The sequence below is a fragment of the Streptococcus cristatus genome (genome assembly GCF_001588905.1).
Lineage (GTDB): Bacteria > Bacillota > Bacilli > Lactobacillales > Streptococcaceae > Streptococcus > Streptococcus cristatus_N.
Genome location: NZ_LAWH01000031.1, coordinates 1 through 16,397, shown reverse-complemented (window position 1 = coordinate 16,397; position 16,397 = coordinate 1). Strand labels below are relative to the sequence as shown.

Sequence of the window (16,397 nt, the reverse complement as noted above, 5' to 3'; positions counted from 1 at the left end):
AAATAATATTCGTAAAGGCGATAAAATCGCTTTCAAAAAGTTTTACAATATTTTTATAAGGAGATTTTTGCAAATGAACAATACTGAAATTGCAAAAAAGGTCATCGAAGCCTTGGGCGGACGTGAGAACGTTAACAGTGTAGCCCACTGTGCGACTCGTCTGCGCGTCATGGTTAAAGATGAAGGAAAGATCGACAAAAATACTGTCGAGAATCTAGAAAAAGTTCAGGGTGCTTTCTTTAACTCAGGCCAATACCAAATCATCTTTGGTACCGGTACGGTTAATAAAATCTATGACGAAGTTGTAGCCTTAGGCTTGCCAACTTCATCAAAAGATGACATGAAAGCAGAAGCTGCTAAGCAAGGGAATTGGTTCCAACGCGCCATCCGTACATTCGGTGACGTATTTGTACCAATCATCCCAGTTATCGTAGCAACTGGTCTCTTCATGGGGGTTCGTGGGCTATTGACTGCCCTTGGAATGACGCTTCCAGATGATGTAACGACCTATACTCAAATCTTAACAGATACAGCCTTCATTATCCTACCAGGTCTGGTAGTTTGGTCAACCTTCCGTGTATTCGGTGGAAATCCAGCCGTTGGTATCGTTCTGGGTATGATGCTTGTTTCAGGCTCACTTCCAAACGCTTGGGCTGTTGCTTCTGGTGGTGAAGTGACTGCAATGAAATTCTTCGGCTTTATCCCAGTCGTTGGTTTGCAAGGTTCTGTTCTTCCAGCCTTCATTATCGGGGTTGTGGGAGCTAAGTTTGAAAAAGCAGTCCGTAAGGTTGTTCCAGATGTCTTGGATCTTTTAGTCACACCATTTGTAACCCTTTTGGTGATGTCAATTCTTGGACTTTTCGTGATCGGACCAGTCTTCCACGTTGTTGAAAACTACATCCTTATTGGCACAAAAGCTATTCTTGGTTTGCCATTCGGTCTAGGTGGTTTGCTGATCGGTGGAGTTCACCAATTGATTGTCGTATCAGGTGTACACCATATCTTCAACTTGCTTGAAGTACAATTGCTCGCAGCTGACCATGCTAACCCATTCAATGCTATCATCACTGCAGCTATGACAGCTCAAGGTGCTGCGACCGTTGCTGTTGGTGTCAAAACTAAAAATCCTAAACTTAAAACTCTCGCATTCCCAGCTGCTCTTTCTGCCTTCCTTGGTATTACAGAGCCAGCTATCTTCGGGGTTAACTTGCGTTACCGCAAACCATTCTTCCTTTCATTGATCGCTGGTGCTGTCGGTGGTGGCTTGGCTTCTATCCTTGGTCTTGCTGGTACTGGTAATGGTATCACCATCATCCCAGGTACCATGCTTTACATCGGTAATGGGCAACTCTTCCAATATCTCTTCATGGTAGCTGTATCATTTGCTCTTGGTTTTGCCCTTACTTACATGTTTGGTTACGAAGATGAAGCTGAAGTTGCTACAAATGCTACTACAGAGCGCCTTGTCGAAGAAGAAACAACTGGTAATGTTCCAGCGGCTCTCCAAGATGAAACAATCATTTCTCCAATTGTTGGTAGTGCAGTAGCTTTGAGAGATGTAAATGATCCTGTTTTCTCAAGCGGAGCTATGGGTCAAGGGATTGCGATCAAACCAACTGAAGGTGTCGTTTATGCCCCAGCTGATGCAGAAGTGACAATTGCTTTTGCGACAGGCCATGCTTATGGTTTGAAGACAGCTAATGGTGCTGAAATCCTGATCCACGTTGGTATTGACACAGTGTCTATGAATGGCGAAGGATTTGATCAAAAAGTTTCTCAAGGTTCTAAAGTCAAAGCTGGCGATATTATTGGAACTTTTGATTCAGCTAAAATCGCAGCAGCTGGTCTGGATGACACGACTATGGTTATCGTGACTAACACAGCTGACTACGCATCTGTGACTCCAGTAGCAGAAGGAACTGTTGCTAAAGGCGATGCGATTATTGAAGTGAAAGCTTAATCTTAGCTATAGAAAGTCAACAAAGGAAAACGAACAACTTATGTTTGTTCGTTTTTTACTTGAGTGCTAAGATTTACAGAGGAAAATCTAAAATATAGAGCCATTTCCAATATGGAAATATGCTATAATGGAGTATAAAGAATACAAGAGGTGTTTGAAATGACAAAATTGTACGGAAGTTTAGAAGCCGGTGGAACCAAATTTATCTGTGCTGTGGGCGATGAAAATTTTAATGTTGTAGAAAAAACACAGTTTCCCACAACTACGCCGATTGAGACGCTAGATAAAACGATTGAGTTTTTCTCTCGTTTTGACAATCTAGCAGGTCTGGCAGTTGGCTCTTTTGGTCCTATTGATATTGACCCTAATTCAAAAACATATGGCTACATTACGACAACTCCAAAACCACATTGGGCTAATGTGGATATCGTGGGAGCGCTTCGTCGCGCTTTGAATGTGCCAATCTACTTTACGACAGATGTCAACAGCTCAGCCTATGGTGAAGTTGTAGCCCGTAACAATGCTGGTGGTCGCATTGAAAATCTGGTTTATTATACGATTGGAACAGGGATTGGCGCTGGTGCTATCCAACGTGGTGAATTTGTTGGGGGTACAGGCCATCCAGAGATGGGGCACTACTATGTAGCTCAGCACCCAATGGATGTGGAAAAAGGCTTTAATGGCGTTTGTCCTTTCCACAAGGGCTGTTTGGAAGGCTTAGCAGCAGGTCCTAGCTTAGAAGCGCGGACGGGTGTGCGTGGTGAAAATATCGAGCTCAATAACTCTGTCTGGGATATTCAGGCTTACTATATTGCGCAGGCAGCTATTCAAGCGACGGTGACGTTCCGTCCAGATGTCATTGTCTTTGGCGGCGGTGTGATGGCGCAACAGCACATGTTAGACCGTGTCCGTGAGAAATTCACTGTCCTGCTCAATGGTTATCTGCCAGTGCCAGATGTGCGTGATTACATTGTTACACCGACCGTTGCAGGAAATGGCTCAGCAACACTAGGAAATTTTGTCCTCGCAAAAGATATTAGCGAACGCTATGCAAAATAAGTAAACAAGGCGTTGAGAGTGTTCAAATAAACTAAGGAGGCTGAGATAGGGAATCCAGCCTCTTCCATTTGAGGTGAAATATGCAAAAAGCAATTGTGAAAGATCCTTTCTTTTTACAGCAAAAATCAGTCCCAGCTACAAAGGCTGACCTATTTTTAGCCCAAGATTTGCAAGATACCTTGTTGGCCCATAGAGAGTCTTGTGTCGGTCTTGCTGCGAATATGATCGGTTTCCAAAAGCGGGTGATTATTTTTATGTATGGTATGTTGCCCATGGTCATGTTTAATCCAGTTCTTATTCAGAAGTCTGGCCCTTATGAAACGGAAGAGGGCTGTCTATCCTTGACAGGCAGTCGGTCAATCATTCGTTACCAGAAAATCACTGTCGAATATCTGGATCAGAATTGGCTGAAGAAGACCATCACGTTAGAGGATTTTCCAGCGCAAATCTGCCAGCATGAATTGGATCATTTGGAAGGAATTCTCATATAGGAAATGTACCTGGAAAGGATAGGAACAGAATGAAAGTATACCAGCGCGATGGAGCAAAATTTTATGCTATAGGCTTTCTCTTACTCTTTGCTATCTTTTTTATCATGGCTTTTGTATCTATGGATAAGTCCTCCCTTGAGTCAACAAGTCAAAATAGTGCTAATCAACTGGTTCATAGGGCTTCTACCAACAAAGAAGACCAAAGAAGCAGGCAGAGTACTGAAGAAAGCAACAATATGCTCCATCCAGTCTATTGGGGAATGGGCATAACCGCTATTTTTATGATCGTTCTAGGCTATATTTCGAATCATAGGCCCCCGATTTTAGAGATGGATGAGATGGGAATAAGGCTGAGAGGCTTATCTGCTAAAAGAGAGAAGTACTTCTTGTGGCAGGAGATTGAGCAAATTGAATACGATATATCTCGACCTAGGATGACATCTTCAGAACCGACCAGTCGAATTTTATATTTCTATCCTAAAAATCAAGAGGAGAGTGCTGTCTCTTTAGACCTGGCAGATGTTAAAAATACTAGCTTCAATGAACTTCATCAGGAAATTTCCAATCTTGCGCCTCATATCAAGTGGCTCTTTCCATAGAAATGAATGACGAGGAAGATTATTCTAGAGTAGGGATTTGCTACTCCTGTTTCGGTTAAAAATATTAAGATTAAAAAAATTCTATTGGTAGAACTGGGACTCTTGGTTCCAGTTTATTTTTTTTTAAAAGAAAATAGTTCTCATAGAAACTTTTTTCTTGACATCTGCTTTTCATGTGCTAAAATAGTTCTCATGAAAACTAATTAGTTCTCGTGAGAATTAATTTAGAAAGGAAGGATTAATGGAAAAGCCTTTATTAGAAATGAAGCGTTTTGGCCGAAAGATTCATCTTATGGTAGAGAAACTTGCTAAGGAGCAAGGGATTGAGTCCATGGCTGGGCCGCAGGGGCAGGTCTTGCATATTGTTGCCCATCGCGCGGAAGAAGGCAAGGACACGCTTATCAAGGATATTGAGCAGGAGTTGGATATCTCCAAATCGGTGGCCTCTAACTTAATGAAACGGATGGAGAAGAATGGCTTTATCCAGCTGGAAGTTAGCAAAACGGACAAGCGGGCCAAGTATATCCGCCTTACTCCGCAGTCGCAGGAAAGAATGAAGAAAATCCGCGCCTTTTTTGGTGAAATAGATCGGTCTATTTTGAATGGTGTTTCTGAGCAGGAGCTGTTGATTTTTTCACAAGTCATGGCCAAGTTTTATCAGAATATCGAAAGTTTAGAAAATGGAGGGAAAGATGTTTAAGTTATTTAAACGGCTGACGGTAAGGGAAGTGAGCATGATTGTTCTCAGTGTACTCTTCACCTTCCTGACGGTATATTTGGAATTAGAAGTTCCGACCTATATTTCGACGATTACAGAGCTATTGCAAACGCCGGGAACAGCCTTAGCAGATTTGTGGGAACCGGGATTGAAAATGCTTGGCTTATCCTTTGCTAGTTTGCTGTCAGCTATCGTGGTTGGCTTTTTTGCCGCTCGTATAGCAGCTAGCTTTACCCAGAGTCTGCGGAGCGATATTTTCAACCGTGTGCTGGATTATTCGCAGACGGAGATTAAGAAATTTTCGATTCCTAGTTTGCTAACTCGGACAACGAATGACATTACTCAGGTACAGACCTTAATCACCATGGGGTTGCAGGTGGTGACTAGGGGGCCGATTATGGCGATTTGGGCCATGACCAAGATTATTGGCAAGTCCGAGAACTGGCTGATTGCTGTTCTGATTGCTGTGATTGTCAATGTTCTAATGACAGTAGTTTTGGTTACACTGGCCTTTCCCAAGCAGTCAGTGGCGCAGCGTTTGGTCGATAAGCTAAATAGCGTCACTAGAGAGAGTCTGACTGGGATTCGCGTGGTCCGAGCTTACAATGCGGAAGATTATCAGGATGAGAAATTTGCAGCAGCTAATGATGAAGTGACTCGCCTTAACCTCTTCATTAATCGTCTGATGGCCATAATGAATCCAGTTATGATGGGGATTTCTAGCGGTTTGACACTGGCAATTTACTGGATTGGTGCTTATCTGATTCAGGAGGCTGGTCTGCAGGATCGTCTCCCACTCTTCAGTGATATGGTCGTCTTTATGTCCTATGCTATGCAGGTTGTGATGGGCTTCTTGCTCATGGGTGCCCTCTTCATCGTCCTGCCTCGGACCATTGTATCCGCTGGCCGGATTAATGAAGTTCTGGATCTGCATTCTTCAATTACAAATCCAGAACAGCCTAAGGAGGCAGCAGCAGATAGCAAGGGAGAAGTGGTCTTTCGAGATGTGTCCTTCCGCTATTCTAAAAATTCAGAGGCGGTCATTGAGCATGTCAGCTTTACAGCGCAGGCTGGTGATACCGTGGCCTTTATCGGATCAACCGGTTCAGGGAAATCCACGCTTGTCAATCTCATCCCTCGTTTCTACGATGTCACTGAAGGAGAGATTTTGGTAGATGGCGTTAATGTTCAAGATTACCAGCTAGGAGACCTACGCAATAAGGTCGGCTACATCCCGCAAAAGGCGGTGCTTTTCTCTGGCGATATTGAGAGCAATCTGGACTTTGGTCAAAGTAAAGCAAGTCCGCTGGATGAGCAGGAAATATGGGAAGCTCTTGACCTAGCTCAGGCCAAGCCTTTTGTTCAAGAGAAGGAAAAAGGGCTTAAGTCAGAAGTGGCTCAAAGCGGGACCAACTTCTCTGGTGGCCAGCGTCAGCGCTTGGCTATTGCTAGAGCCTTGGCTCGTAAGCCAGAAATCCTTATCTTTGACGATTCCTTCTCAGCGCTAGACTACAAGACAGACCGCATTTTGCGTAAGGAACTGGCTGAGCGGACACAGGATATGACCAAGCTAATCGTGGCGCAGCGGATTTCTACCATCATGGATGCGGATCAAATCTTGGTCTTGGATGCTGGCAAGGTGGTTGGTCAAGGTACCCACCGAGAACTTTTGGCAAATAACGCGGTTTATCAAGAAATTGCTTACTCACAACTATCCAAGGAGGAATTAGAAAATGGAAAATAAGAAGTCTTCATTATTTAACCAGATTCGGCCTTATCTCAAAGGCTTCCAGTTTCCTCTTGCTTTGGCATTTGTGGGAGCTGTCTTGTCAAACATTATCACGGTTTATGGGCCAAATAAATTAAAAGAAATTACTAATCTTATTTCAGAAGGTCTGGGCAGCAATATTGATTTAAAAGCTGTGTCTCAGATTGCCTTTCTCCTCGCTATTCTATATGCAGTCGGAGCCCTGCTCAACTACGGTCAGTCCTTTATCATCAGTACGGTTGTCCAGTATTTCTCCAAGCGGCTACGGACGGCCATCGCAGAGAAAATTAACAAGCTTCCCTTGAGCTATTTCGATGGCCATTCTCAGGGGGATACGCTGTCGCGCGTGACCAATGACGTGGATACGGTCGGCCAATCTCTCAACCAGAGTTTAGGAAGTGTTATCTCTTCTAGCTTGCTTTTGGTGGCTGTGGTTTTGACTATGTTCTTTATGAACTGGATTTTGGCTTTGGTGACCATTTTGGCTACTGTAGTCGGTTTTGTCTTTGTCGGCCTCATCATGGGCAAGTCTCAGGGCTATTTCACTGCCCAACAAAACGATTTGGCTGCTGTTAACGGTTATGTAGAGGAAATGTACTCGGGGCATAATGTCGTTATCAGCTATAATGCCATTGAACAGTCAAAGGAACGCTTTGCAGTTCTCAATCATAATCTCTATAATAGTATTTGGAAGTCTCAATTTATCTCTGGCATGATGATGCCGCTCATGTTCTTTACGGGGAATTTCGCCTATGTGCTGGTTATTTTGGTCGGTGCTGCTCTGGCGATTAATGGTTCTATTAGCATCGGGATCATTGTGGCCTTTATGGTTTATGTGCGGACCTTCTCTCAGCCTTTGTCACAGATTGCACAAGGAATCACTGTCTTGCAGCAGGCCGGTGCAGCACTGGTTCGTGTCTTTGAATTTCTAGCTGAGCCTGAGATGGAAGACGACCAGCATAAAGAGCAGCAGCTTGCTGCTGTCAAGGGAGATGTTACCTTTGAAGATGTCTTCTTCGGTTACAAGCCAGACCAGACGATTATTCATGATTTCTCAGCCCAGGCCAAAGCCGGACAGAAGATTGCCATTGTCGGCCCGACGGGTGCTGGTAAGACGACCATCGTTAATCTGCTCATGAAGTTCTATGAAATTGACAAAGGGCGTATCAGCATTGACGGTATAGATATTAAGGATATGAAACGCTCCGAGGTTCACGATGCCTTTTCAATGGTCTTGCAGGATACCTGGCTGTTTGAGGGAACTATCCGAGAAAACTTGATTTACAATCAGGAGCATGTCACGGATGAAGCAGTCGTTGCCGCAGCGAAGGCGGTCGGTGTTCATCACTTTATCATGACTCTGCCGCAGGGCTATGATACAGTGCTGGATGACACGGTCAACTTATCGGTTGGTCAGAAGCAGCTATTGACCATCGCTCGTGCTCTGCTGAAAGATGCGCCGCTCTTGATTTTGGATGAGGCAACTTCATCAGTGGATACGCGGACGGAGGAGCTGATTCAAAAGGCTATGGACAAACTCATGGAGGGTCGGACTTCCTTTGTCATTGCCCACCGCTTATCTACTATCCGTAATGCGGATCTTATCTTGGTCATGCGCGATGGAAATATCATCGAGCAGGGCAACCATGATGAACTCATGAATCAGAATGGCTTCTATGCGGATCTCTATAATAGTCAGTTTGAGGAAGGTGAAGTAGCTTAAGGATAGCAATGGAATATTCTACTATAAAAATGGCACAGCTTAGGCTGTGCTTTTTTTATAACCAATTCCTTATATGAGAGTTAGAAATGTTGCCTGTTTTACTTAAGGTCGCACTTTTCAAGCTTTTTGAGGTGCTTAGTTATATTCATAATCGCAAGAATACATCTTTATATGACTTAAATTTTAAACGGTATTTACCAGTTTAGCCAAGTATGATAAAATAGAAAAGTCACAGTATTAAGAAATTAAGGAGACAATGATGAAAAAAGTATTTAAATACACAGCCTTGCTTGTGGCAGGTGTGAGCTTAACAGCCTGTGCTTTGCTTCCAAGTCCAAATAAAAAACATTCTGGTAAGCCAAGCCAGGAAACGACTGTCAAAAAATCAGCCAGCAATGGGCAGGTTGATATCCAGATTAAGGATGGTCAGTTCATTATGCCAAGCAACGGATCAGCTGATGCCAAATACTTAGCCTTGTCTTTGGAAATTAAAAATAAAACAAATGATAAGATTATGATTTCCTCCTCAGACATTGGTTTTTATGATTCAGAGGGAGAAAAGATCCAGCCGGTCGGAGTCTATGACGACAAAGAAAACTTTAAAACACTGAGCTATGAAGACTTAGCGGAAGGAAAGACTCTTTCTGGTAATCTGGTCTTTAAAGTTGAAGATGGCAAGAAATATGAACTTCACTATGAGAAGAAATCCTACGGCTCCGATGAAAAAGCAGAAGCCATCAAACTAAAAGTTGATCCTGCGAAATATCCGAATCACGTTGACGAATCAAAGAAATTAGCTTCTGATTACCTCAATGCTGTTTTCTTGGGAGGAGAAGCAAAGACAAAATCCTCCAAAGACAAAGGCGATTTGGTTTTAGGTGGCGATTTGGAGCAAGATAAGAAAGATTATAGAGCAGCTTTTGCAGCAGATTTTACACGTAAATTGCATGATTATCCCTTTAGTGAGGATGAAATCAATGCTTTCATTGATGCCTATGTGAAAAGTAATGCCAAACGCGCAGAAATTGATTACACAGTAGCCCAGTATATGCCAAATTCAATCGTTATCAAGATCAAACCGAGAACGGTCAGTCTAAATAAAACCATGTATACCTACCGTCAAGATTTTTATGACAAGCATCGTTCTGAATATGGAAGCCTGAGTGACGTCTACAAAGCTACTGATAAGAGCTACGCTAATGATATGATGGCTGGAATGGATTCGCGTTCTCTCCTCACACCAGAACGAGATTATCAGTTGAAATTTGTCAAAACAGATGGCAAATGGGTTTTAGAGCGTGATTATTCTTATGAATCTATCGTCAGAGCTTTTGAAGGCGATATATCCTAATAGCAAGATTAGAGGGCGGATGCTTCATTCTGCTCTCTATTTTATTTTGTTTCCTAGTCTAGCTTTGTGCTATACTGGAGGGGAGATATGTAGAGTAAAGGAGTCTAGCATGAAACAATTCTATGATAAATTAGTAAAAACGCGTTATCATCTCCATCAGCATCCAGAGTTGTCTGGCCAAGAATATGAAACGACGGCCTTTCTAAGCCGTTATTTGCAAGACTTAGGAATTAAAATTTTGGATTCCGGTTTAGAGACGGGCTTGATTGCCGAAATCGGTCAGGGAGAACCAGTTATCGCCTTGAGAGCAGATATTGATGCCCTGCCCATTTTAGAGAAGACAGATCTGCCTTACGCTAGCCAAAATCCTGGTGTCATGCATGCCTGCGGTCATGATTTTCATCAGACTAGTCTTTTGGGAGCGGCGGAGTTGCTTAAGGCTATGGAAGAAGATTTACAGGGAACCATTCGCCTGATTTTTCAGCCAGCTGAGGAAACCTCCCAAGGAGCCAGTCAAGTTCTGGCTACGGGTTTGCTGGACGATGTAGTTGCGATTATCGGTTTTCACAATATGCCCCAGTTAAAAGCTGGACAAATGGCCTTGAAGCCGGGAGCCATGATGGCAGGCGTAGAGAAGTTTAAGGTGACTGTGGAGGGAGTCAGCAGCCATGCGGCTCGGCCAGATTTGGGAGTGGATACGGTGCTGACCCTGACCAGCATGATTCAAAGTCTTCAGGCACTGGTTTCTCGGACTGTCTCGCCCTTTGAGCCGGTTGTCGTATCTGTGACCCACATTGAGGCTGGGGCGACTTGGAATGTCTTGCCGCAAAATGGCTTCTTTGAAGGCACGATTCGTTGTTTTAATTCTGGTTTGCAAAAGCGTTTGAAGGCAGATTTTATCCGTATTGTGGAGCATACGGCGGGGAACTTCGGTGCTAAGGTCACTATTGTCTGGGATCAGACTCCGCCAGTAACCTATAATGATCCAGAATTAGCCGAGCTTATTTTTAAAAATTCTCAGAATATCGGGGAGCTATTGACTGCCCAGCCGTCTTCAGCTGGCGAAGACTTTGCCTTTTACCAAGAAAAAATCCCTGGTGTCTTTGCTTTTATCGGCTCAAATGGTGCAGTAGATGCGCCTGACCTGCACCATGATAGCATGACGATTGACGATGCGGCCTTTCAGATCTCTGTACCTTACTATGTCGAAAACGCTCTCTTCCTCCTCAAACACTATAAGAAATAACTATAGTCTTTCATAGAAAATAAGAACTAGGCAAGCTCCTCTTCTTTTGTTATCATAGAAAAACAAGATTTTGATATTTTCAAATAGTTTGAATAATCGAATCAGTGATAAAGAAAATCTATCACCTTGATAAAAAATATATAATGGTCAGGACTTTCGACTTTTGGTATGATAGAAACATGCTCTTTAGGAGGAGATAGAGATATGAATATTAAAAAAATATTGAAATACACTGCCACTGCTGTGGTAGGAAGTCTTACAGTTGGGCTGCTTGTAGCCTGCTCGTCTTCTGCAAGTAAAGATAGTACTACAAAGAAAAAGACGATTGAAGTCGGAACGGTTGGAATAACCAAGCCTTTCTCTTATGAGGATAAGGACGGAAAACTAACTGGTTACGAAATTGAAGTGCTTCGTGAAATCTTTAAAGGTTCAGATAAGTACGAAGTCAACTTCAACAAAACCAAATGGGCTTCTGTTTTCTCTGGCTTGGACAGTGACCGCTACCAAATCGGTGCCAATAACATCAGTTATTCAGAAGACCGTGCTGGTAAATACCTCTATACCAACCCTTACGCTAAAAACCCAACCGTCTTGGTGGTTCGTAAAGGAGTGAATATCAAGTCGCTGGACGATATCGGAGGCAAGTCTACTGAAGTTGTTCAAGGTACTTCAACAGCCAAACAGCTAGAAAAGTACAATGAAGAACACAGTTCAAATCCAACAACCATCAACTACACAGATGGTACAATCCAGCAAATCTTGGCTAATTTGAATGATGGCCGTTCAGACTACAAGATCTTTGAGCGTATCACGGTAGATACCATCATCAAAGACCAAGGTTTAGATAATGTCGAAGTGATTGAACTTCCAAGTGACCAACAACCGTATGTCTATCCAATCCTTGCTTCGGGACAAGAAGAACTTCAAACCTTCATGAACAAGCGGATCAAGGAACTTTACGAGGATGGCACACTTGAAAAATTATCAAAAGAATTCTTTGGCGGCACTTATTTGCCAGATGCCAAGGATATTAAGTAAGTTCTGATTTTCTTTGCCCTAAGCAATCGGAAATAACTTACAACCCTTTCATTAGAAAAAAATATATTTTATAAGGAGATTATCTCATGAAATTGAAAAAATGGTTTGGTGCAACAGCACTCTTAGCTGTAGCAGCATTTGGTTTGGCAGCTTGCTCGTCTTCAACATCAAAAAACGCTAAGTCAGCAGACAGTGCAACAGTGACTGTAAAAGTTGGTGTGATGAGCCTCAGCGATACAGAAGAAGCGCGCTGGAACAAGGTTCAAGAAATCCTTGATAAGGATAAAGCAGGTGTTAAATTGGAGTTCACCCAATTTACAGACTATTCTCAACCTAACCAAGCAGTTCGCGATGGTGATGTAGACATCAATGCCTTCCAGCATTACTACTACCTGAAAAACTGGAATAAAGAAAACAATGCTGATTTGGTGTCTGTAGCAGATACTTATATCGCACCAATCCGTCTTTACTCTGGTACTAAAGATGGCAAAAACAAATATACTGATGTGAAAGATATTCCAGAAAACGGAAGCATTGCTGTACCAAACGATGCGACAAATGAAAGCCGTGCTTTGAACCTTCTTCAAGCAGCTGGTTTGATTAAGTTGGACGTGGATTCAACGAAGCTTGCGACTGTTGCTAACATCAAAGAAAACAAGAAAAACTTGAAAATTTCTGAATTGGATGCTTCTCAAACAGCAGCTTCTCTTACTTCTGTAGATGCAGCGGTTGTCAACAATACCTTCGTTCGTGAAGCTGGTATTGACTACAAGAGCGCTCTTTACAAAGAAAAGACAGATGAAAATTCTAAACTGTGGTACAACTTGATTGCTGCTAAGAAAGATTGGGAAAAATCTGACAAGGCAGATGCCATCAAGAAAATCATCAAGGCTTACCATACTGACGAAGTTAAAAAAGTCATTGAAGAGTCTTCAGATGGTATGGATCAACCAGTTTGGTAAGATTTTATAGAAAATAATTGAAGATAGAAAGGGCGGGGAATGGATTTCTCCAGCCCTTTATCTGCTATTAGTTAGATTTTTTATTGGCAGAGATGATTTGGCCATTTTTAAAAGCAGAGTCAAGGACTTACATGACAGCAAGTCTTTGCTCTTTCGTGAATCATAGCAGATAATCTATAAACAGATGCGATTAGTAGGAGTTACACATGCCTTTCTCAACTGAGAGTGAACAAATTAAAAAGTTTGAAAATGATGAGGTGGCCCAACACTATTTTGAGGTGTTGCGGACTTTGATTTCTAAAAAGTCTATCTTTGCCCAGCAAATTGGGCTCAAGGAGGTAGCTACCTATCTGGGAGAAATTTTCACTGCCGCAGGTGCTAAAGTGATGATTGATGACAGTTACACGGCTCCCTTTTTATTGGCAGAGTTTCAGTCGGACAATCCTGAGGCCAAGACTATCATTTTCTATCACCACTATGATACGGTGCCGGCCGATAATGACCAGCCTTGGACCAACGACCCCTTTACTCTGTCGGTCCACTACGGTGTCATGTATGGCCGCGGAGTCGATGATGACAAGGGACACATCACTGCGCGTTTGACAGCAGTGCGTAAGTATATCCGAGAGAATGGTTCGCTGCCAGTCAATATCATCTTCATGATGGAGGGAGCAGAGGAGTCGGCTTCGACAGACTTGGATAAATACCTGGCCAAACATAAGAAACATTTGCGGGGAGCAGATTTGCTGGTCTGGGAGCAGGGCACGCGTAATAATCTAGGTCAGTTGGAGATTTCTGGTGGGAATAAGGGCATTGTCACCTTTGACATGTCTGTTCGCAGTGCAGAAGTCGATATCCATTCTAGCTATGGCGGTGTCATTAATTCAGCTTCTTGGTACTTGATGGATGCTATCTCTAGCCTGCGTAGTGCTGACGGTCGAATTTTGGTGGAGGGCATCTATGAGCAAGTACAGGAGCCCAATGAGCGAGAGCTAGCTTTGATTGCCCAGTACGCTCTGAAGACACCAGAAGAGTTGAAGGAAATTTACGGCCTCCAGCTTCCAGTCTTGAAAGAGGACAGGCAGGAATTTCTGCGTCGCTTCTATTTTGAGCCAGCCATTAACATTGAAGGCTTCGGTTCAGGCTATCAGGGACAAGGAGTCAAAACCATCCTCCCAGCATATGCATCTGCCAAGATGGAAGTGCGCTTGGTACCGGGCTTAGAGCCCCATGATGTCTTGGACAAGATTTGCAAGCAACTGGACAAAAATGGCTATGATAAGGTAGAATTAACTTATACATTGGGAGAAATGAGCTATCGTAGTGATATGAGTGCTCCTTCTATCCTGAATGTGATTGAACTGGCCAAGGATTTTTATCCAGAAGGCATCTCGGTGCTTCCGACATCGGCAGGAACAGGACCCATGCATACAGTCTTTGAAGCTTTGGAAGTTCCGATGGCTGCCTTTGGCTTGGGGAATGCCAACAGTCGGGATCATGGTGGTGATGAAAATGTCAAGATTGCCGATTATTATACCCATATTGAATTAATCAAGGAGTTAATCAGAAGTTATGAGCAATGAAATTATCAAATTAGACCGTATAGATGTCACTTTTACACAGAAAAATCGTGTCATCAAGGCGGTTGAAGATGTGACCATTCACATCAATCAGGGGGATATTTACGGTATCGTGGGTTATTCTGGTGCCGGAAAGTCAACTTTGGTGCGGGTTATTAACCTCCTGCAGAAGCCATCTGGTGGACGCATTACTGTGGATGGGACGGTCCTATACGACAAGGAAAGCGTTCAATTGAATGCGGCTCAACTGCGGGAAAAGCGCAAGGACATTGGCATGATTTTCCAGCATTTCAATCTGATGGCCCAGATGACGGCTAAGGAAAATGTCGCATTTGCCTTGAAGCACTCTTCCTTGTCTGCTGCTGAAAAAGAGGAGAAGGTTCGTAAACTTTTAGAATTGGTTGGTCTGGAAGATCGAGCGGATAATTATCCGTCTCAACTATCTGGTGGTCAGAAGCAGCGCGTGGCGATTGCTAGAGCCTTGGCTAATGATCCAAAAATCTTGATTTCGGATGAAGCGACTTCGGCATTGGACCCTAAAACAACTAAGCAAATTTTGGCCTTGCTTCAGGATTTGAATCAAAAGTTGGGGCTGACGATTGTACTGATCACGCATGAAATGCAGATTGTCAAAGATATTGCTAATCGTGTAGCTGTTATGCAGAATGGGAAATTGATCGAGGAAGGATCGGTTTTGGATATCTTTACCAATCCACAGAACGAATTGACCCAAGATTTTATCACAACGGCAACAGGTATCACTGAAGCGATGGTTAAAATCAATCAACAGAAGATTGTGCAAGACCTGCCAGCGGATTCTGTCTTGGCGCATTTGAAGTATGCTGGTACGGTGACAGATACAGCCATTATCAACGATATCTACAAGCAGTATCAAGTTTCAGCCAATATTTTACATGCTAACATTGAGATTTTAGACAATGTGCCTGTCGGGGAGATGGTAGTCATTTTGTCAGGAAATGCAGAAAATCTTGCGTCTGCTCAAAGCAATTTACAAGCTGCTGGCGTAGAATTAAAGGTGCTTAAGGGAGGAATTTAGATTGATAGACTTGATTAAAACATTTTTGCCTAACGTCTATAAAATGGGCTGGGCTGGTCAGGCTGGCTGGGGAACAGCGATTTATCTGACCCTTTATATGACAATTATTTCCTTTCTGATCGGTGGGATTCTAGGCTTGATCGCTGGACTTTTCCTGGTATTGACAGCGCCCGGCGGTATTTTAGAAAATAAAACAGCCTTTTTCATCTTGGACAAGGTCACATCCATCTTTCGGGCAATTCCCTTTATTATTCTCCTAGCTTTGATCAATCCTTTCACACGAATGATTGTGGGGACAGGGATTGGTCCAACAGCGGCTTTAGTACCGCTATCTTTGGCGGTCTTCCCTTTCTTTGCCCGTCAGGTGCAGGTGGTTCTATCAGAATTAGACCGCGGTGTGATTGAAGCAGCGCAGGCGGTTGGAGCTAACTCATGGGATATCATCGGCGTTTACCTGCGTGAAGGCTTACCAGACTTGATTCGGGTGACAACAGTGACCCTAATCTCGCTAGTCGGCGAAACAGCTATGGCGGGAGCGATCGGTGCAGGCGGCCTTGGGAACGTAGCGATTGCCTACGGTTATCAACGTTTCAACCAAGACGTGACCATTTTAGCGACTGTTTTGCTCTTGCTTCTTATCTTCTTTATCCAGTTTCTGGGAGATTTCCTAACTAGAAAGATCAGTCATCGCTAGACAGAGAGTGGGACAGAAATCGGTAATTCGTTAGAATTCGATTTCGTCGTCCCACCTCCGCGCAGTTGAGTAGGGCTCTATTACGCTGATTTCATCAGTGTAATAGAACCCACTCAACCACTGCGTCTTGCTCGACAATCCAAAGACAATT

Annotated in this window: 14 protein-coding genes; all 14 read left to right on the top strand. The window is 43.3% G+C overall.

Translation table 11 applies throughout. The annotated features are described in order from the left end of the window. Positions 1–73 precede the first annotated feature (73 nt). The 14 genes from A0765_RS06775 (at position 74) to A0765_RS06710 (ending at position 16,246) form a co-directional block, all read left to right on the top strand. On the top strand, positions 74–1,960 hold the full coding sequence (locus A0765_RS06775; RefSeq protein ID WP_062005522.1) for a sucrose-specific PTS transporter subunit IIBC: 1,887 nt from the start codon (positions 74–76) through the stop codon (positions 1,958–1,960). Between the two features lie 159 nt (positions 1,961–2,119). After that, the gene (gene scrK / locus A0765_RS06770; RefSeq protein WP_062005520.1) at positions 2,120–3,019 is read left to right on the top strand and encodes a fructokinase ScrK; all 900 of its coding nucleotides are present in this window, start codon (positions 2,120–2,122) and stop codon (positions 3,017–3,019) included. Between the two features lie 80 nt (positions 3,020–3,099). Beyond that, positions 3,100–3,510, top strand: coding sequence for a peptide deformylase (locus tag A0765_RS06765; protein ID WP_062005518.1), 411 nt, complete (start codon positions 3,100–3,102; stop codon positions 3,508–3,510). A 29-nt stretch (positions 3,511–3,539) separates the two neighbouring features. Next, positions 3,540–4,109 carry a hypothetical protein gene (locus tag A0765_RS06760; protein WP_062005516.1) on the top strand — a complete coding sequence of 190 codons (570 nt, stop codon included), beginning with the start codon at positions 3,540–3,542 and terminating at the stop codon, positions 4,107–4,109. A gap of 241 nt (positions 4,110–4,350) precedes the next feature. Continuing rightward, entirely contained in the window at positions 4,351–4,809 is a 459-nt protein-coding gene (locus tag A0765_RS06755) for a MarR family winged helix-turn-helix transcriptional regulator (protein WP_062005514.1), read from the top strand. After that, positions 4,802–6,571 carry an ABC transporter ATP-binding protein gene (locus A0765_RS06750; protein ID WP_062005512.1) on the top strand — a complete coding sequence of 590 codons (1,770 nt, stop codon included), beginning with the start codon at positions 4,802–4,804 and terminating at the stop codon, positions 6,569–6,571. The genes A0765_RS06755 and A0765_RS06750 overlap by 8 nt, the downstream gene beginning before the upstream one ends. Then, positions 6,561–8,318: an ABC transporter ATP-binding protein gene (locus A0765_RS06745; protein ID WP_062005510.1), complete on the top strand. Its 1,758-nt coding sequence runs from the start codon at positions 6,561–6,563 to the stop codon at positions 8,316–8,318. The genes A0765_RS06750 and A0765_RS06745 overlap by 11 nt, the downstream gene beginning before the upstream one ends. Before the next feature lie 256 nt (positions 8,319–8,574). Further along, complete coding sequence (locus tag A0765_RS06740) at positions 8,575–9,669, top strand: DUF4352 domain-containing protein (RefSeq protein ID WP_179856151.1); 1,095 nt, start codon at positions 8,575–8,577, stop codon at positions 9,667–9,669. A gap of 109 nt (positions 9,670–9,778) precedes the next feature. Further along, positions 9,779–10,915, top strand: coding sequence for an amidohydrolase (locus A0765_RS06735; protein WP_062005507.1), 1,137 nt, complete (start codon positions 9,779–9,781; stop codon positions 10,913–10,915). A gap of 204 nt (positions 10,916–11,119) precedes the next feature. Then, positions 11,120–11,953, top strand: coding sequence for an amino acid ABC transporter substrate-binding protein (locus A0765_RS06730; protein WP_062005505.1), 834 nt, complete (start codon positions 11,120–11,122; stop codon positions 11,951–11,953). An 86-nt stretch (positions 11,954–12,039) separates the two neighbouring features. Then, the gene (locus tag A0765_RS06725) at positions 12,040–12,915 is read left to right on the top strand and encodes a MetQ/NlpA family ABC transporter substrate-binding protein (protein WP_045500767.1); all 876 of its coding nucleotides are present in this window, start codon (positions 12,040–12,042) and stop codon (positions 12,913–12,915) included. A 206-nt stretch (positions 12,916–13,121) separates the two neighbouring features. Further along, positions 13,122–14,498: a M20/M25/M40 family metallo-hydrolase gene (locus A0765_RS06720; protein WP_062005503.1), complete on the top strand. Its 1,377-nt coding sequence runs from the start codon at positions 13,122–13,124 to the stop codon at positions 14,496–14,498. Beyond that, the gene (locus A0765_RS06715; protein WP_062005501.1) at positions 14,488–15,552 is read left to right on the top strand and encodes a methionine ABC transporter ATP-binding protein; all 1,065 of its coding nucleotides are present in this window, start codon (positions 14,488–14,490) and stop codon (positions 15,550–15,552) included. Before A0765_RS06720 ends, A0765_RS06715 begins: the two co-directional genes overlap by 11 nt. A gap of 1 nt (position 15,553) precedes the next feature. Next, on the top strand, positions 15,554–16,246 hold the full coding sequence (locus A0765_RS06710) for a methionine ABC transporter permease (protein WP_005591809.1): 693 nt from the start codon (positions 15,554–15,556) through the stop codon (positions 16,244–16,246). The last annotated feature ends 151 nt before the right edge of the window (positions 16,247–16,397 follow it).